The following is a 17,679-nucleotide window of genomic DNA, read 5'->3' as shown; positions in this document are numbered from 1 at the left end:
TTTCGCCGACCCCGAAAGGACCATCGGATGCCCGAGCAGCACCCCACCGACGACGCCCGCGTCGCCCTCGCCGAGGCCTGGCTGGCCCAGGACCCCGACCCCGAGACGCGGGAGGAGCTCAGCGGCATCCTCGACGCCGTCCGCGCCGGCGACGGAGCGGCGGCGGCCGAGCTCGCCGACCGCTTCGACACCCGGCTCGCGTTCGGCACGGCGGGGCTCCGCGGCGAGATCGCCGCCGGGCCGAACCGGATGAACCGGGTGCTCGTGTCGCAGGCGGCGGCCGGGCTCGCGGCTTACCTGCTCGAGCAGGCCGCGCCCGGCGAGACCCCCTCGGTCGTGATCGGCTACGACGGCCGCAAGAACTCGGCGGTCTTCGCCCGCGACTCGGCCGAGATCATGTCGGGCGCCGGCGTGCGCGCCGTGCTGCTCCCCCGGCTCCTGCCGACGCCGGTGACGGCGTTCGCGGTGCGGCACCTGGGGCTCAGCGCCGGGGTCATGGTGACCGCGAGCCACAACCCGCCGAACGACAACGGCTACAAGGTGTACCTCGGCGGCGACCACGGCGGATCGCAGATCGTCTCGCCCGCCGACGCCGAGATCGCCGCGCACATCCTGCGCGTCGCCGAGTCCGCTCTGGTGCCAGAGCTGCCGCGCGGGGACTACGAGACCGCCGACGAGTCCGTCGTCGACGCCTACGTCGCGGCGACGGCGCAGGCGGCCGGAGGCGCCCCCGCGGCGCAGCCCAAGGTCGCGTACACGGCGATGCACGGTGTGGGCTGGGAGACGACCGCCAAGGTGCTCGCGGCCGCCGGGTTCGACCGCCCGACGCTCGTCGCCGCGCAGATCGAGCCCGACCCGGCGTTCCCGACGGTGGCCTTCCCGAACCCGGAGGAGCCGGGCGCCATGGACCTCGCGTTCGCCACGGCGCGCGAAGCCGGTGCCGAGCTCATCGTCGCGAACGACCCCGACGCCGACCGGCTCGCCATCGCGATCCCCGACGAGACCGCTGCCGAGGGCTATCGCCGGCTCACCGGCAACGAGGTGGGCCTGCTGCTCGGCTGGCAGGCGGCCGAGCGCGCCGTCGCCGCGGCGACGGGCGACGGCGGACCCGAGGGCACGCTCGCGTGCTCGATCGTCTCCTCCCCCGGTCTCGAGACGGTGGCACGCCACCACGGGCTGGAGTTCCGGGCCACGCTCACGGGGTTCAAGTGGATCTCCCGCGCCCCGCACCTCGTGTTCGGCTTCGAGGAGGCCCTCGGCTACCTCGTGAACCCCGGCACGGTGCGCGACAAGGACGGCATCTCCGCCGCGGTCGCCTTCCTCGGCCTCGCCGCGGAGCTGAAGGCCGCCGGCCGCACGATCGCCGACCACCTCGACGACTTCGTCGAGCGCTTCGGCTGCTTCGCCTCCGCCCAGGTCTCGATCCGCGTCACCGACCTCGCCCGCATCGGCGAGGTCATGGCCCGGCTGCGCGCGAACCCGCCCGCGGAGGTCGGCGGCATCCGCGTCGAGCGCATCGAGGACCTCGCCGAAGGCGGCGAGCTGCCGCCCTCGGACGTGCTGCGCATCGTCCTCGCCGGCGGCGGACGCGTGATGGTCCGCCCAAGCGGCACCGAGCCGAAGCTGAAGGTCTACATCGACGCCGTCTCCGACGAGGGCACCGTCGCCGAGCGCCGCGCTGCGGCGACGGCCGCCGCGGCCGCGCTCGAGGCCGGCATGCGCGAACTCGTCGCCTGAGCGATCGGTCGCTCGGGCGCCGGCCTGCTCGGGCGCTCGCGTCGGTTCAGCCGAGCGAGCGCTCGAGCAGCACGGCGAGCTCGTCGAGGTCGAGGAAGTTCCGCACCTCGACGATCTCGGCGTAGTTGCGCCCGATCGCCCGGCGCACCGCCGGCGCGAGTTCGGTGGACGTCAGGATGACCTGCGCGTCGCTGGCCGCTCGGGCGACCCCGTCGAGGTCGCTCGCGCTCACCTCAGCGTCGATGCCGAGCCGCTCGAGCACGCGCTCGGCGTTGACCTTGAGGATCGCCGAGGTGCCGATCCCGGCGCCGCAGACCGCCACGATCCTCATCGCCCGGCCGCCAGCCCGAGGATCGTGCGCACCTCGGCGGCGTTCCCGGCCGCGGCGAGCCGTTCGATCGCCTCTGGGTCGTTGAAGGCGTTCGCGAGGGCGGCGACGCTCGCGACGTGCTCCTCGGCGTTCGCCACGGCGAGGCCGACGACCACGCGCACCGGGTCGTTGTGCGGATGCCCGAACGCGACCGGCTCGGCGAGGGTGACGACGGAGAGCCCCTCGTGCAGCACGTCGGGACCCGGCCGGGCGTGCGCGAGCGCGAGGCCGGGGGCGATCACGACGTACGCGCCGAACTCGTCGATGACCGAGATCATCCGCTCGGCGTACTCGATGCGCACCGCACCGGCGCGGGTGAGCGCCCGGCCGGCCTCGCGCACGGCGGCGCGCCAGTCGGCGGCGTGCGCGCCGAGTGCGACGGCTTCGTCGGGGAGCGGCGGAAGGGTCACTGGCGGTTCCGTTTCACAGCCCGGCGTTCGTGGCGCGGCGGGCGGGTTGCGACGGGACGTCGCGGCCGGTCAGGCCTCGTCGAACCCGTCTTCGATCAGCTCGGCGAGCTCTTCGCGATCGTCGAGCGGGAGGAAGGCGGCGGCCGCCGCGTTCAGCTGGAACGCCTCGAGGTCGTCGAGGTCGTAGCCGAAGGCGTCGGACAGCAGGGCGAGCTCGCGCGTGAGCGAGGTGCCCGACTGCAGCCGGTTGTCGGTGTTCACGGTGACCCGGAAGCCGAGCTGGTACAGCAGATCGAAGGGGTGGTCGACGAGCTCGTCGCCCCAGGCCGCGATGGCGCCGGTCTGCAGGTTCGAGGACGGGCTCGTCTCGAGGGCGATCTCCCGATCGCGCACCCACTGCGCGAGCTGGCCGAGCGAGACGTACGTGTTCTCGTCGTCCTGGCGCTCGATGACCAGGTCTTCCGCCAGGCGCACGCCGTGCCCGAGCCGGAGCGCTCGGCCGTCGACGAGGGCGCTGCGGATGGAGTCGAGGCCGTCGGCCTCGCCCGCGTGCACCGTCACCGGCAGGAACTGCCCGGCGAGGTAGTCGAAGGCGGTGCGGTGCCGGCTCGGCAGGAATCCCGCCTCGGCGCCGGCGATGTCGAAGCCGACGACGCCGCGGTCGCGGTGGCGCACCGCGAGCTCGGCGATCTCGAGGCCGCGGTCGGCGTGGCGCATGGCGGTGACGAGCTGGCCGATGCGGATGCCCCGGCCCTGGTGCCGGGCGTCGTCGATGCCCTGCTCGATGCCCTCCTGCACGGCCTCGACCGCCTCGTCGAGGCTGAGGCCCCGGGTGAGGTGCTGCTCGGGCGCCCAGCGCAGTTCGCCGTAGATGACGCCGTCGGCCGCGAGGTCCTGCACGGACTCGCGAGCGACGCGGGTGAGCCCCTCACGGGTCTGCATGACCGCGGTGGTGAGCTCGAAGGTCTTCAGGTACTCGACGAGCGAGCCGGAGTTCGACTGGGTGGAGAACCACTCGGCGAGACCGGCCTCGTCGGTGGCGGGCACGTCGAGGTCGATCTCCTCGGCGAGCTCGATGAGGCTCTGCGGGCGCAGACCTCCGTCGAGATGATCGTGCAGGCTGACCTTGGGCAGGCTCCGCAGCTCGATGCCGTCGCCCTCGAGGCGGTACTCAGTCGTGTCCACGAGTCAACGATAGCCGGTCGCGACTCGGGAGCATCTGCCGAATACGGCGAACGCCGCGTCGCGGCATCCCCGGAGTTGCGGGGATGCCGCGACGCGGCGTTCCTGAGTTCAGCGGGGCTGCGCGCCCTCAGCGGCCGATCCGGTCGGCGATCAGCGGGCCGCCGTCCTGGACCGGCTCACCGGCGTCGCCGATGCGCCACGCACCCTCGACGGCCTCGAGCGCCCGCCCGAAGCGTTCCGGCTCGTCGGCCGAGAGCGTGAACAGCGGCTGACCGGCGCGCACCTCGTCGCCCGGCTTCGCGTGCAGCTCGATGCCCGCGGCGTGCTGCACCGGGTCCTGCTTGCGGGCGCGACCCGCGCCGAGCCGCCACGCGGCGATGCCGAACGGCAGCGCGTGCTGCTCCACGAGGACGCCGTCGCGGTCGGCCGTGACGACGTGGTGCTCGCGGGCGACGGGCAGCTCGGCATCCGGGTCGCCGCCCTGCGCCGCGATCGCGCGACGCCAGGTGTCCATGGCCCGGCCGTCGTCGAGGGCGCCCTCGACGTCCTCGCCGTCGCGCCCGGCGAGGGCGAGCATCTCGCGGGCGAGCGCGATCGTGAGCTCGCGCACGTCGGCGGGGCCGCCGCCGGCGAGCACCTCGACTGACTCGCGCACCTCGTTCGCGTTGCCGATCGTGCGACCGAGCGGCACGTTCATGTTCGTGAGCAGGGCGCTCGTCGCGACGCCCGCGTCCTCGCCCAGCTCGACCATGGTGCGGGCGAGCTCGCGGGAGCGCTCGATGTCCTGCAGGAACGCGCCGGAGCCGAACTTCACGTCGAGCACGAGCGCGCTCGTGCCCTCCGCGATCTTCTTCGACATGATCGAGGAGGCGATGAGCGGGATCGCCTCGACGGTGCCGGTGATGTCGCGCAGCGCGTACAGCTTCTTGTCGGCGGGGGCGAGCCCGGCGCCCGCCGCGCAGATCACGCCGCCCACGTCGCGCAGCTGCGCGAACATCTCGTCGTTCGTGATCTCCGCGCGCCACCCCGGGATCGACTCGAGCTTGTCGAGGGTGCCGCCGGTGTGCCCGAGGCCGCGGCCCGAGAGCTGCGGCACGGCGACGCCGAAGGTCGCGACGAGGGGCATGAGCGGCAGGGTGATCTTGTCGCCGACGCCGCCGGTGGAGTGCTTGTCGCTCGTGGGCTTGCCGAGCCCCGAGAAGTCCATCCGCTCCCCCGAGGCGATCATCGCCATCGTGAGGTCGCGGATCTCGCGACGGCTCATGCCGTTCAGGAAGATCGCCATCGTCATCGCCGACATCTGCTCGTCGGCGACGTAGCCGCGGGTGTACGCCTCGACCAGCCAGTCGATCTCGGCGGTCGTGAGCTCGCGCCGGTCGCGCTTCGCCCGGATCAGGTCGACGGCGTCGAAGGCCTCGACTGCGGCCATGGTCATGCTCCCTTGCTCGGGCCGGCGGACTCCTCCGCCTGGCCGCGGTAGACGGCGAGGGTGCGCGGGCCGAACGCGTCGGGCAGCACCTCGTCGATGGTCTTGAATCCGGAGACGGTGTCGAGCACCATCCCCTCCGCCGAGTGCTCGAAGAGCAGCTGGCGGCAGCGGCCACACGGCATCAGCGTCTCGCCGTGGCCGTCGACGCACGCGAAGGCGACGAGCTTGCCGCCGCCCGACATGACGAGGGCGGAGACGAGCGAGCACTCCGCGCAGAGCGTCACGCCGTAGGAGGCGTTCTCCACGTTGCAGCCGGAGACGACGCGGCCGTCGTCGACGATCGCGGCGGCGCCGACCGGGTACTGCGAGTACGGCACGTAGGCCTTCGCCATCGCGTCGCGGGCGCGCTCCCGGAGGAGCTCCCAGTCGATCTCGTCGGTTCGGGTCATGGTGCTCCCCTTTCCGGGCAGTGCTTGGCGGGTGGAACGGCCGGGTGGATGACGCGACGCGCGGCGGCCGGATGGAACGCCGGAGGCCCCGGGCGGGCTGGCCGCACGAGGCCTCCGGATGCGTCGCTCAGGACTTTATGTAGGGTTTGCCCGCTGCGGCCGGCCCGCGGACCTTCCCGACGAGGCCGGCGACGGCGATGATCGTGACGAGGTACGGCAGCATCAGCATGAACTCGCTCGGCACCGGCGAGCCGATCACCGAGAGCGTGTTCTGCAGGTTCGACGCGAAGCCGAACAGCAGCGCCGCGAGCGTGGCCCGGATCGGGTCCCAGCCACCGAAGATCACCGCGGCGAGGGCGATGAAGCCCGCACCCGCCGTCATCTCCTTGTTGAACGCGATGCCCGAGCCGATCGTGAAGAACGTGCCGCCGAGGCCGGCGATGGTGCCCGCGAGGGCGACGTTCCAGAACCGGGTGCGGTTCACGTTGATGCCCACCGTGTCGGCCGCCTGCGGGTGCTCGCCGACCGCGCGGAGGCGGAGGCCCCAGCGGGTCTTGAAGAGCCCGATGAAGACGACGATCACGGCGATGTACATCAGGTACACGATGAGCGTCTGCCGGAACAGCACCGGCCCGATGATCGGGATCTCGCTGAGGAGCGGGATCGGCAGGCGCGGGAACCGCGGCGGGGAGTTCAGCACGGCGGCGTTCGGGGCGAGCACCTGCGAGAAGAAGAAGCTCGTGAGACCCGTGACGAGCACGTTCAGCACGACACCGACGATGACCTGGTCGACGAAGTACTTGATCGCGAAGGCGGCGAGCACCATGCCGACGAGCGCGCCGGCGACCATCGCGCCGATGACGCCCGCGAGCAGGGCGAGGCCGACCGACCCCGTCGAGCTCATCACCACGGAGGCGGTGACCGCCGAGGTGAAGGCGCCGGCGAGCAGCTGCCCCTCGATGCCGATGTTGATGACGCCGACCCGCTCGCCGATGACGCCGGTCAGCGCACCGAAGATCAGCGGCACCGCGAGGCTCAGCGAGCCGTAGAGCAGGTTGATCATCGGCAGCATCGCCCCGGCGCCGGCCCAGGTGAGGAAGCCGAACAGGAACACGATCGCGAAGACGACGATGAGCCAGAGCGGCACCCGGCGCTTCTGCGTGACGAGCCAGACGGAGAACGCCGTCGCGAGCAGGAGCAGGACGACCACGACCCAGAGCGCCGGCATCGCCGGCACCGAGATGTTCGCGATGATGATCGCGTCCTTGTCGGAGGCGTTCAGGCGGTAGGTCGTGTCGCCCTCGCGCGGGGCGAAGACGGCCAGCGCGAGCGCCGCCAGGGTGAAGACGGCGAAGGCGATGGGCGCCTTCCAGCTCGTGACCACCGTGGTGGCGAGCGCGTCGGGCTGCGGGGACACCTGGTGGTGTTCGGTCACGGTGGTCACTTCGCCGTCACCTCCTTCGTGACGATCGGTCGAGGTCGCTTCGGACCTCGGCTCGGGTCGGGCAGGCGGAAGATCGTGCGCACAAGCGGCGGAGCCGCGATGAACAGCACGATGAGGGACTGGACGACGAGCACGATGTCGACCGGCACGCCCTCGGCGGCCTGCATCGAGTAGCCGCCGGCCTTGAAGGCGCCGAAGAGCAGGCCCGCGGCGAAGATGCCCCACGGGGTGGAGCGGCCGAGCAGGGCCACGGTGATCGCGTCGAAGCCGACGCCCGCGTCGATGCCGGCGGTGAAGCCGGTGGTCACGGTGCCGAGCACCTGGTTGACGCCGGCGAGGCCGAGCAGCGCACCCGAGATGAGCATCGCGTAGACGTAGATCGACGGCACATTGATGCCGGCGACGCGCGCGGCGTTCGGGTTCTCGCCGACCGCGCGGAAGCGGAAGCCGAGGCTCGAGCGGCTGAGGATCCACCAGACGAGCACGGTCGCGGCGACCACGACGAGGAAGCCGAGGTGCAGGTTGTAGCCGTACTCCTTCAGGTTCCAGAAGATCGCCGTGTCCTTCATCGGCGGCGTCTTCGGGTTGGAGGAACCCGGCGCCTGCAGCAGCCCGGGCGTGCGCAGCAGCCACGACACCAGGTAGAAGGCGACGAAGTTCAGCATGATCGTCACGATGACCTCGTGCGCGCCCGTCTTCGCCTTCAGGAGACCGGCGATGCCGCCCCAGAGCGCACCGCCGAGCAGGCCGCCGACGAGGGCGACGAGCATGTGCAGGCCCCACGGCAGCTCGAAGCCGAAGGCGAGCCATCCGGCGACCGAGGCGGCGATCAGCATCTGGCCGCGTCCGCCGATGTTGAACATGCCGACGCGGAAGGCGAGGCCGACGCCGAGACCACCGGCGATGAGCGGCGTCGCGAAGGTCAGCGTCTCCGTCAGCGGCTTGATGCCGGCGGCGAAGCTGTCGCGGCGGAAGTTGTAGATCGAGCCCTGGAAGAGCGCCGAGTAGGCGCCAGACACCGACTGCCAGATCGCGACGAAGGTGTCGCCCGGCCGGGCGAAGAAGTAGCCCGCCGCCTTCTGCACGTCCTCGTCGGTGAACGCGATCATGATCGCGCCGACGACGAGGGCGAGCAGCACCGACAGCACCGAGATGAGCGCGTTGCCAGTGGTGATCTTCTGGAAGGTCTGGTGCCAGCGCGAGGGCTCCGGCGCCTGCGCGGGAACCGTCGTGGTGTCCCTCGGCGTCGTGCTGGTCTTGGGCTGGGGCTCGCTCACGCTGCGGCTCCTTCGGGCTGTTCGCCGGCCATCATGAGGCCGAGCACGTCACGGGGGGTGGTGCCGGGCACGATGCCGACCACGCGACCGCGGTACATCACCATGATGCGGTCGGCGAGCGCGACGACCTCGTCGAGCTCGGTCGACACGACGACGACGGGGACTCCGCTGTCGCGCGTCTCGACGATCCGCTTGTGGATGAACTCGATCGAGCCGACGTCGACGCCGCGGGTCGGCTGGGCGGCGACCAGCAGCGAGAGCTCGCGGCTGAGCTCGCGCGCGAGCACGACCTTCTGCGCGTTGCCGCCCGAGAGCTGGCGCACCTGCTCGTCGATGCCCTGGGTGCGGACGTCGAACTCCTTGACCTTCTCGCGCGCGAACTCGGCGAGCGTGCCGCGCTGGATGCTGCCGGCCTTCACGAAGGGAGCGCCCGAGGAGCGGTCGAGCATGAGGTTCTCGGCGATCGTGAACGCGCCGACGAGCCCGTCCTCGTTGCGGTCCTCGGGGACGAAGCCGACGCCCTCGTCGAGGATGCGCTGGACGCTCGCGGTCGTGAGCTCCTCGCCGTTCAGGCGGATCGAGCCGCGGACCCGGGGCTGCAATCCGACGAGCGCCTCAGTGAGCTCGGTCTGGCCATTGCCCTGCACGCCCGCGATCGCGAGGATCTCGCCCTTGCGCACCTCGAAGCTGACATCGTTCACGACGAGCTGACCGATGTGGTCGACGACGGTGAGGCCCTCGACGACGAGCGCCTCGTCGCCGAGCTGCGGCGGGTTCTTGTGCACCGTCAATTCGACGGCGCGGCCGACCATGAGCGAGGCCAGCTCGGTGTTCGAGGCGGTCGGGGATGCCTCGCCGACGACCTTGCCGAGGCGGATGACCGTGATGCGGTCGGCGACCTCGCGCACCTCGCGGAGCTTGTGGGTGATGAAGACGATGGAGGTGCCCGCGTCGCGGAGCTGACGCATGATCTGCATCAGCTCGTCGGTCTCCTGCGGGGTGAGCACGGCGGTCGGCTCGTCGAACACGAGCACCCGGGCGTCGCGCGAGAGCGCCTTGATGATCTCGACCCGCTGCTGCACGCCGACGGGGAGCTCGTCGACGAGGGCGTCCGGGTCGACGTCGAAGCCGAAGCGCTGGCTGATCTCGCGCACCTTCGCGCGGGCCGCGTTCAGGTCGAGGAACACCCCGCCCTTGGTCGCCTCGTTGCCGAGCATGACGTTCTCGGCGACGGTGAAGACGGGGATGAGCATGAAGTGCTGGTGCACCATGCCGATGCCGGCGGCCATGGCGTCGCCGGGGCCCGAGAAGTGCTGGACGACGTCGTCGAGCAGGATCTCGCCCTCGTCCGCCTGGTACAAGCCGTAGAGCACATTCATCAGCGTCGACTTGCCTGCACCGTTCTCACCGAGCAGGCAATGGATCTCGCCGGCCTCCACGGTGAGGTCGATGTGGTCGTTCGCGACCAGGCTGCCGAACCGCTTCGTGATTCCGCGAAGTTCGAGCTTCATGTCCTTGATCCTAGTGAGCGCACAGCATCTGCAGCAGATGCTGCGCCGATGTTGGGGCGGGGCGATTCGCCCCGCTCAGATGTTGCGGCGCGTGCGCCGTCGCGCGCACCGCGGGAAGCAGATCGGGGAGGCCGGCGTACCGACCTCCCCGATCATGGCTGGCGTGTCTTAGCCAGCCAGGTAGGACTCGACCTTGACGTCGCCCGAGATGATCTTCGCCTTCAGGTCGTCGAGCTCGCCCTGGAGCGAGGGCGAGACCTTGGACTCGAAGTCGTGGAACGGAGCCATGCCGACGCCGTCGTTCTCCAGCGTGCCCACGTACGGGGTCGCGTCGAAGTCGCCCTTGCCGGCCGCGAGGACCGAGTCGTACGTCGCGACGTCGATGCCCTTGAGGATCGAGGTCAGGATGAGGTCGGCGACCGAGGGGTCGGTCTGGGTGAGGTCGGCGTCGACGCCCACCATCGCGATGTCACGACCGGAGTCGCGGACCGCGGCGGCACCCGACTGGTAGATCGGGCCGCCGACGGGCAGCAGCACGTCGATGTTCTGGTCGATCAGGGCCTGGGCGGTCTGGCGAGCGGTGTCGTTCGCCTCGAAGCCGCCGGTGAAGGAGCCGTCCTGCGCGGCGCGGTCCCAGCCGACGACCTTGACGGCCTTGCCCTTCTCCTGGGTGTAGTAGTCGACACCCTGGGCGAAGCCGTCCATGAAGATCGAGACGGTCGGGAAGTTCATGCCGCCGTAGGTGCCCACGACGTTCGTCTTCGTGTAGTCGGCCGAGGCGTAGCCGGCGAGGAACGCGGCCTGCGCGGTGTCGAAGAGGATCGGCTTGATGTTCTCGGCGTCGGTCTTGCCGTCGAAGTCGTTGTCGGCCGCGTCGTCGATGATGACGTACTCGACGTCCGGGTTCGCGGTGGCGGACTCGACGGTCGCGGCGGAGAGCGCGAAGCCGACCGTGACGATCAGGTCGCAGCCCTGGTCGACGAGGCTGGTGAGGTTCGGCGCGTACTCGGTCTCGTCCTTCGACTCGACCGTCTTGACCTCGACGCCGAGCTCGTCGGCGGCCTTGGTGATGCCCTCGAAGCCGAGCTGGTTGAAGGACTTGTCGTCGAAGCCGCCGGCGTCCGAGACCATGCAGGGGAGGAAGTCGATCGCCTCGCCGCTGCCCGAGCCGCCCTCTTCGGGAGCCGAGGCGCAGCCGGCGAGCAGCGCGGCGCTGCTGAGCAGCGCGAGGCCGCCGATGGCGGCCTTCTTGGTCGTGACCTTCACAGTGTCCTCCAAAGACGTGAGAGGCCCCCGCCTTCTCGCAGGGGGCTGATCGTCGTTACGTTACCGAATGTTGCGCCGGATGCCTCGGGCGCGAAGAGCCGCAGCGTCAATGGTTATCAAGACGCGACATTCTGCTCATATGAGCACGGCCCCCGGGCTCCCTGAGCTCGTCGAAGGGGCTCGTCCCCTGAGCTTGTCGAAGGGGTTGGTTCCCCGATCCTGTCCAGGCCTCTGGCCCCCTGAGCTTGTCGAAGGGTCTCGTCCTCCACAGCGCCCTCGCGCACTCGCCCATCCCCGGGCCATCCCGCCGCCCGGCGCAGGCCGCGCTCGTCGGGCACGATCAGCCCATGCCATGGATGTACATCGTGCGCTGCACCGGCGGCGCCTTCTACTCGGGCTCGACCAACGGCGACGTCGAGTTCCGCGTCGCCGAGCACAACGCCGGCCTCGGGGCGAACTTCACTCGCCGCCATCGTCCGGTCACGCTCGTCTACTGCGAGGAGTGGCCGACCGTCGCGCAGGCCTACGAGCGCGAGAAGCAGGTGCAGGGATGGGGGCGTGCGAAGAAGCTCGCGCTAATCGAGGGGCGCGGTTCGGAGCTGCCGGGGCTCGCGCGCGGGCGCCAGCGGAAGGATGTCGGGTGAGCTCACTCCATTCCCTTCGACAAGCTCAGGGAACCAACCCTTCGACAAGCTCAGGGAACCAACCCTTCGACAAGCTCAGGGAACCAACCCTTCGACGGGCTCAGGGAACCAGCCCTTCGACGGGCTCAGGGAACCGGGGTCAGGGGGCGCTCGGGGAGGTGATCTCGAGCTCGCCGGAGATGATCTGCTGACGCAGCCCGTCGATCTCGGCGTCCAGCTCCGTACTGACGAGCGGCGCGAGGTCGTGGTAGGGCGCGATCTCGACGCCGCCGTTCTCGAGCGTGCCGACGTACGGCTCGTTCGTGAACGCGTCGTCGAGCACCTCGCCGACGATCTGCACCATCGCGTCCTGCGTGTTCTTCAGCACGCTCGTGAGGATGACGGGGCGGTACTGGGCGGCGAGCGTCTCGTAGCCGTCGCTGTCCACCCAGATCACCGACACCCCGCCGCGCTCGACGGCGGCCGAGGCGGCGCCCTCGCCGACCTGGCCCGCGACCGGGAGGATCACGTCGGCGCCCTGGTCGATGAAGCCCTCGGTGAGCGCCTTGCCCTTGTTGATGTCCTCGAAGTCGCCGGTGAACGCGCCGTCCTGCGCGGCCTTGTCCCAGCCGAGCAGGCGCACCGTCGCGCCGTGCACCTCGTTGTACTTCGCGACGCCGTCGGCGAAGCCGTCCATGAAGAGCGTCACGGGCGGCTGGTTGCCGCCGCCGAAGGTCGCGACGACCCCGGTCTTCGAGACGCCGGCCGCGAGGTAGCCGGCGAGGAACGCCGCCTGGGCGGTGTCGAAGACGACGGGCTTGATGTTGTCGCCCTCGACCGTCTCGTCGACGATCGCGAAGGCGAGATCGGGGTTCTTGCCGGCCTGGTCGGTCGTCGCCTCGGCGAGCTCCCAGCCCACCGTCACGACGAGCCCGCAGCCGCTGTCGACGGCCTGCTGCACGTTCGGGGCGAGGTCGGTCTCGCCGGTCGAGACGATCGCCTCGGCCTCGATGCCGTACTCGGTCTGGGCCTGCTGCAGCCCCTCCCAGCTCGACTGGTTGAACGAGCGGTCCTCGAGACCGCCGGAGTTGGTCACCATGCGCACGCAGGCCTCGCTCTGCGTCCCGCCGTCGCCGGCGGGCGCCGGGGCGCACGCCACGAGGACCAGGGATGCCGCGGCCAGCACGGCGCCGAATCCGAACCGAGTGCGTCGGGTCATCCGTCCGCCTCCCCCATCTCTCGCGCCCCGCGGGGCTCCGCTGCCGGCCCGGTCGGGCTAGAGCACGTCGCTCGAGCCGCCGAGCCGCAGGGCGTCGACGACCGCTTTGACCCGCTGGGCGTGCTCGCTCGTGGTGACGAGCAGCGCGTCGGGCGTGTCCACGACGACGATATCGTGCACGCCGATCAGGCTGATCACGCGCTTGGAGCGGCTCACGACGATGCCGCTCGACGCGTCGGCGAGCACCCGCGCGCCCTCGCCGAGGATCGCGAGCTCACCGGAGCGGCCCGCGGTGTTCAGCTTCGCGAGCGAGGCGAAGTCGCCGACGTCGTCCCACTGGAAGTGCCCGCGCACGACGGCGAGCCGGCCCGCCTCCGCGGCCGGCTCGGCGACGGAGTAGTCGATCGCGATCTTCTCGAGCTTCGGCCAGATGCGGTCGACGGCGGGCCCGCGGGTCGCGGGGTCGTCCCAGGCGGCGGCGAGCTCGACGAGCCCGGCGTGCAGCTCGGGCTTGTTGCGCTCGATCTCGGCGAGCAGCTGGTCGGCCCGGGCGATGAACATGCCCGCGTTCCAGAGGTGCCGGCCGCCGGCGAGGTAGCGCTTGGCGGTCGCGAGGTCGGGCTTCTCGACGAAGCTCGACACGGCCTCGACGTCGTCGGCGCCGGCCACCTCGAGCCGGTCGCCGCACTCGATGTAGCCGAAGCCGACCGCGGGTTCCGTCGGGGTGATGCCGATCGTCGCGATGTAGCCCGCCTCGGCGGCGGCGACCGCCTGCGTGACGGCGTGCTGGAAGAGCGCGTCGCCCGAGATGACGTGGTCGGCGGCGAAGGAGCCGACGATGACGCCGGGCTCGCGTCGTTCGAGGATCGCCGCGGCGAGGCCGATGGCGGCCGTCGAGTCGCGCGGCTCACTCTCGAGCACGACGTTCTCGTCGGCGAGCTCGGGCAGCTGCGCCTCGACGGCGGCGCGGTGCGCGCGGCCCGTGACGACCATCACCCGCTGCTCGCCGGACAGCGGCGCGAGGCGGTCCCAGGTGTCCTTGAGGAGGGTCTGCCCGGATCCGGTGAGGTCGTGCAGGAACTTCGGCGCGTCGGCGCGCGAGAGCGGCCACAGGCGGGAGCCGATGCCCCCGGCGGGGATCACGGCGTAGAACCGGTCGAGCTTCGCTGGCATCAGCCCAGGATAGCCGGAGCGCACTCCGCCGTGGCGATCGGCTAAGGATGCCCTAACCCGCGTGGCGAGCGGCACGGGTCTAGACTCGGCACAGGGCGCATTGCGCCTCGACGCGCCCGCTCGTCACGGGCCGATCGTCACACAGCCAGGGAGGGTTGTTCATGCCAGAGTCCTCGGCAGGAACCCTGACCGCACCCGAAAAGCCGGCGAAGCAGAAGCCGGGCGGCACGCTGTATCGCGGCCGCGAGGGAATGTGGTCTTGGGTGCTGCACCGCATCACGGGTGTCGCCATTTTCTTCTTCCTGCTGGTGCACATCCTTGACACCGCGCTCGTCCGGGTCTCCCCCGAGGCGTACAACGCGGTGATCGGCACGTACCAGACCCCGATCATGGGGCTCGGCGAGGTCGCCCTCGTCGGCGCGATCGTGTTCCACGCCCTGAACGGCCTGCGCATCATCCTGGTCGACTTCTGGACCTGGGCCACGCGCCACCAGAAGGTGCTGTTCTGGATCGTCATCGCCCTCTGGGTCGTGACGATGCTCGCCTTCACCCCGCGCCACCTGATCAACGTCTTCAGCCACTGAGGAGTGCGAGCGTGACCACCATCGAAGCACCCCGCACCCCGGTCCGCCCCGCGCCCAAGCGCGGCGTGAACCTGGAGAAGTGGGGCTGGATCTACATGCGCGTCTCGGGCGTCGTGCTCATCGTGCTGATCTTCACCCACCTGTTCGTCAACCTCATGCTGGGCGACGGCGTCAAGGCCATCGACTTCGGCTTCGTCGGCGGCAAGTGGGCCGACCCGTTCTGGCAGTGGTGGGATGTCGCGATGCTCTGGCTCGCCCTCATCCACGGCGCGAACGGCATGCGCACCATCGTGAACGACTACACCAAGCCGGGCACGGCGCAGAAGCTCATGAAGCTCGCGCTGTTCCTGGCCGCCGCCGTGCTCATCGTGCTCGGCACCCTCGTGGTCTTCACCTTCGACCCGTGCCCCGCCGGCGCCCCGGCGGACCTCCTCCCCTCGTTCTGCGCCGCCTAGGAGACACGTGACCAGCGAGACCCACGCCGAGACCCAGGTCGTCGACGGCGTTCATTACCACCAGTACGACATCGTCATCGTCGGCGCCGGCGGCGCCGGCATGCGGGCGGCCATCGAGGCCGGCCCCGGCGCGAAGACGGCCGTCATCTCGAAGCTCTACCCCACGCGTTCCCACACGGGCGCGGCGCAGGGCGGCATGGCCGCGGCGCTCGCGAACGTCGAGGAGGACTCCTGGGAGTGGCACACCTTCGATACCGTCAAGGGCGGCGACTACCTCGTCGACCAGGACGCGGCCGAGATCCTCGCCAAGGAGGCGATCGACGCCGTCATCGACCTCGAGAACATGGGCCTGCCGTTCAACCGCACGCCCGACGGCAAGATCGACCAGCGCCGCTTCGGCGGGCACACCCGCGATCACGGCAAGGCCCCGGTGCGCCGGGCCTGCTACGCCGCCGACCGCACGGGCCACATGATCCTGCAGACGCTGTTCCAGAACTGCGTCAAGCTCGGCATCGAGTTCTACAACGAGTACTACGCGCTCGACGTCGTGATGACCGAGGTCGACGGGGTCCCCCAGCCATCCGGCGTCGTCGCGTACGAACTCGCGACCGGCGAGCTGCACGTCTTCCAGGCGAAGGCGATCATCTTCGCGACCGGCGGCTTCGGCAAGATCTTCAAGACCACCTCGAACGCCCACACCCTCACGGGCGACGGCGTCGGCATCATCTGGCGCAAGGGCCTGCCGCTCGAGGACATGGAGTTCTTCCAGTTCCACCCGACCGGCCTCGCGGGCCTCGGCATCCTCCTCACCGAGGGCGCTCGAGGCGAGGGCGCGATCCTCCGCAACGCCTCCGGCGAGCGGTTCATGGAGCGCTACGCCCCGACCATCAAGGACCTCGCCCCCCGCGACATCGTCGCGCGCTGCATGGTGCAGGAGGTCGCGGAGGGCCGCGGCGCGGGCCCGCACAAGGACTACGTGCTCCTCGACTGCACCCACCTGGGCGCCGAGGTGCTCGAGACGAAGCTCCCCGACATCACGGAGTTCGCCCGCACCTACCTCGGCGTCGACCCGGTGTACGAGCCGGTTCCCGTGATGCCGACGGCGCACTACGCGATGGGCGGCATCCCGACGAACACCGCCGCCGAGGTGCTGCGCGACAACACCACCGTCGTGCCCGGCCTCTACGCCGCCGGCGAGTGCGCCTGCGTCTCGGTGCACGGCTCGAACCGTCTCGGCACCAACTCGCTGCTCGACATCAACGTCTTCGGCAAGCGCGCCGGCCGCAACGCGGTCGAGTACGTGAAGACGGTCGACTTCACCCCGCTCCCCGCGGACCCGGCCGCCGGCGTCCGCGAGCTGCTCTCGGGCCTGCGCGACTCGACGGGCACGGAGCGCATCGCGGCCATCCGCAAGGAGCTGCAGGACGAGATGGACCGCAACGCCCAGGTGTTCCGCACCGAGGAGTCGCTGACGCACGCCGCGGGCGTCGTCGCCGAGCTCCGCGAGCGGTACAAGCACGTCGCCGTGCAGGACAAGGGCAAGCGCTTCAACACCGACCTGCTCGAGGCTGTCGAGCTGGGCTTCCTGCTCGACCTCGCCGAGGTCGTCGTGACGAGCGCCCGCAACCGCAAGGAGAGCCGCGGCGGCCACATGCGCGACGACTACCCGAAGCGCGACGACGAGAACTTCATGCAGCACACGATGGCCTATCTGTCGGGCGACGCGCACTCGTCCGACGCGAGCGACCACATCCGGCTCGATTGGAAGCCGGTCGTCGTCACTCGCTACCAGCCGATGGAGAGGAAGTACTGAGGTGAGCACCGCTACGCTCGAGCACCCGCCGGCCGAGGCCGACGCCATCCAGTCGTTCACGGTGACCTTCCTGATCCGTCGATTCGACCCCGACGTGGACACCGAGCCGCGCTGGCAGGACTTCGACGTCGAGATGTACGCCACCGACCGCGTGCTCGACGCCCTGCACAAGATCAAGTGGGAGCAGGACGGCTCGCTGACGTTCCGCCGTTCGTGCGCCCACGGCATCTGCGGCTCCGACGCCATGCGCATCAACGGCCGCAACCGCCTCGCCTGCAAGACGCTGATCAAGGACCTCGACATCTCGAAGCCGATCTACGTCGAGGCGATCAAGGGCCTCCCCCTCGAGAAGGACCTGATCGTCGACATGGAGCCGTTCTTCGCGAGCTACCGCGAGGTGCAGCCGTTCCTGCAGGCCAACTCCGCCCCGGAGCCCGGCAAGGAGCGCGTGCAGTCGGTCGCCCAGCGGGCGATCTTCGACGACACCACGAAGTGCATCCTCTGCGCCGCGTGCACGTCGAGCTGCCCCGTGTTCTGGACCGACGGCCAGTACTTCGGCCCGGCCGCGATCGTGAACGCGCACCGCTTCATCTTCGACTCGCGCGACGACGAGGCGAAGGTGCGCCTCGACATCCTGAACGACAAGGAGGGCGTGTGGCGCTGCCGCACGACCTTCAACTGCACCGAGGCGTGCCCCCGCGGCATCGAGGTGACGAAGGCGATCGCCGAGGTCA

General features: G+C 70.5%; 17 protein-coding genes. 6 read left to right on the top strand and 11 right to left on the bottom strand.

Annotated features, from left to right (window positions below; all coding sequences use genetic code 11):
- Nucleotides 1-27 precede the first annotated feature (27 nt).
- A complete protein-coding gene (locus tag IEY71_RS15250; protein WP_189086231.1) occupies nucleotides 28-1,737 on the top strand; it encodes a phospho-sugar mutase in 1,710 nt (569 codons plus the stop codon).
- Nucleotides 1,738-1,783: 46 nt separating this feature from the next.
- On the opposite strand, the gene IEY71_RS15245 is transcribed toward IEY71_RS15250, so the two are convergent.
- The 9 genes from IEY71_RS15245 to IEY71_RS15205 form a co-directional block, all read right to left on the bottom strand.
- Nucleotides 1,784-2,068, bottom strand: a complete 285-nt coding sequence (locus IEY71_RS15245) for a PTS sugar transporter subunit IIB (protein ID WP_189086230.1) — start codon at nucleotides 2,066-2,068, stop codon at nucleotides 1,784-1,786.
- Nucleotides 2,065-2,517: a PTS sugar transporter subunit IIA gene (locus IEY71_RS15240; RefSeq protein ID WP_189086229.1), complete on the bottom strand. Its 453-nt coding sequence runs from the start codon at nucleotides 2,515-2,517 to the stop codon at nucleotides 2,065-2,067. The genes IEY71_RS15245 and IEY71_RS15240 overlap by 4 nt, the downstream gene beginning before the upstream one ends.
- A 69-nt stretch (nucleotides 2,518-2,586) precedes the next feature.
- On the bottom strand, nucleotides 2,587-3,702 hold the full coding sequence (locus IEY71_RS15235; protein ID WP_189086228.1) for an adenosine deaminase: 1,116 nt from the start codon (nucleotides 3,700-3,702) through the stop codon (nucleotides 2,587-2,589).
- Nucleotides 3,703-3,829: 127 nt separating this feature from the next.
- Nucleotides 3,830-5,131: a thymidine phosphorylase gene (locus IEY71_RS15230; protein ID WP_189086364.1), complete on the bottom strand. Its 1,302-nt coding sequence runs from the start codon at nucleotides 5,129-5,131 to the stop codon at nucleotides 3,830-3,832.
- 2 nt (nucleotides 5,132-5,133) lie between these two features.
- A complete protein-coding gene (locus tag IEY71_RS15225) occupies nucleotides 5,134-5,580 on the bottom strand; it encodes a cytidine deaminase (protein ID WP_189086227.1) in 447 nt (148 codons plus the stop codon).
- 127 nt (nucleotides 5,581-5,707) lie between these two features.
- Complete coding sequence (locus IEY71_RS15220) at nucleotides 5,708-7,024, bottom strand: ABC transporter permease (protein WP_373292273.1); 1,317 nt, start codon at nucleotides 7,022-7,024, stop codon at nucleotides 5,708-5,710.
- Entirely contained in the window at nucleotides 7,021-8,301 is a 1,281-nt protein-coding gene (locus IEY71_RS15215; protein ID WP_229781790.1) for an ABC transporter permease, read from the bottom strand. The genes IEY71_RS15220 and IEY71_RS15215 overlap by 4 nt, the downstream gene beginning before the upstream one ends.
- Nucleotides 8,298-9,812: an ABC transporter ATP-binding protein gene (locus tag IEY71_RS15210; protein ID WP_189086226.1), complete on the bottom strand. Its 1,515-nt coding sequence runs from the start codon at nucleotides 9,810-9,812 to the stop codon at nucleotides 8,298-8,300. The genes IEY71_RS15215 and IEY71_RS15210 overlap by 4 nt, the downstream gene beginning before the upstream one ends.
- A 168-nt stretch (nucleotides 9,813-9,980) precedes the next feature.
- Nucleotides 9,981-11,078 (bottom strand): BMP family lipoprotein, encoded by a 1,098-nt coding sequence (locus IEY71_RS15205; RefSeq protein WP_189086225.1) that lies wholly within the window; start codon nucleotides 11,076-11,078, stop codon nucleotides 9,981-9,983.
- Nucleotides 11,079-11,425: 347 nt separating this feature from the next.
- On the opposite strand from IEY71_RS15205, the gene IEY71_RS15200 reads away from it, so the two are divergent.
- Nucleotides 11,426-11,722: a GIY-YIG nuclease family protein gene (locus tag IEY71_RS15200; RefSeq protein WP_189086224.1), complete on the top strand. Its 297-nt coding sequence runs from the start codon at nucleotides 11,426-11,428 to the stop codon at nucleotides 11,720-11,722.
- Nucleotides 11,723-11,861: 139 nt separating this feature from the next.
- Here the strand turns inward: IEY71_RS15200 and IEY71_RS15195 are convergent, their stop codons facing one another.
- Both IEY71_RS15195 and IEY71_RS15190 read right to left on the bottom strand, forming a co-directional pair.
- Nucleotides 11,862-12,920: a BMP family lipoprotein gene (locus IEY71_RS15195; protein ID WP_189086223.1), complete on the bottom strand. Its 1,059-nt coding sequence runs from the start codon at nucleotides 12,918-12,920 to the stop codon at nucleotides 11,862-11,864.
- A gap of 57 nt (nucleotides 12,921-12,977) precedes the next feature.
- Complete coding sequence (locus IEY71_RS15190; protein WP_189086222.1) at nucleotides 12,978-14,093, bottom strand: mannose-1-phosphate guanylyltransferase; 1,116 nt, start codon at nucleotides 14,091-14,093, stop codon at nucleotides 12,978-12,980.
- A 161-nt stretch (nucleotides 14,094-14,254) separates the two neighbouring features.
- Here IEY71_RS15190 and sdhC point away from each other — a divergent pair, with 161 nt between their 5' ends.
- From sdhC to IEY71_RS15170, 4 genes are all read left to right on the top strand, one after another.
- Nucleotides 14,255-14,677 carry a succinate dehydrogenase, cytochrome b556 subunit gene (gene sdhC / locus IEY71_RS15185; protein WP_189086221.1) on the top strand — a complete coding sequence of 141 codons (423 nt, stop codon included), beginning with the start codon at nucleotides 14,255-14,257 and terminating at the stop codon, nucleotides 14,675-14,677.
- 11 nt (nucleotides 14,678-14,688) lie between these two features.
- Nucleotides 14,689-15,132, top strand: a complete 444-nt coding sequence (locus IEY71_RS15180; protein WP_189086220.1) for a succinate dehydrogenase hydrophobic membrane anchor subunit — start codon at nucleotides 14,689-14,691, stop codon at nucleotides 15,130-15,132.
- Between the two features lie 7 nt (nucleotides 15,133-15,139).
- Nucleotides 15,140-16,945: a succinate dehydrogenase flavoprotein subunit gene (gene sdhA / locus IEY71_RS15175; protein WP_189086219.1), complete on the top strand. Its 1,806-nt coding sequence runs from the start codon at nucleotides 15,140-15,142 to the stop codon at nucleotides 16,943-16,945.
- Nucleotide 16,946: 1 nt separating this feature from the next.
- Nucleotides 16,947-17,679: succinate dehydrogenase iron-sulfur subunit (locus IEY71_RS15170; protein WP_189086218.1), on the top strand; the 733-nt coding region annotated here is incomplete at its 3' end.

It is taken from the genome of Agromyces mediolanus (assembly GCF_014648575.1).
Taxonomy (GTDB): Bacteria; Actinomycetota; Actinomycetes; order Actinomycetales; family Microbacteriaceae; genus Agromyces; species Agromyces mediolanus.
This window is presented reverse-complemented; position numbering and strand designations above follow the sequence as displayed.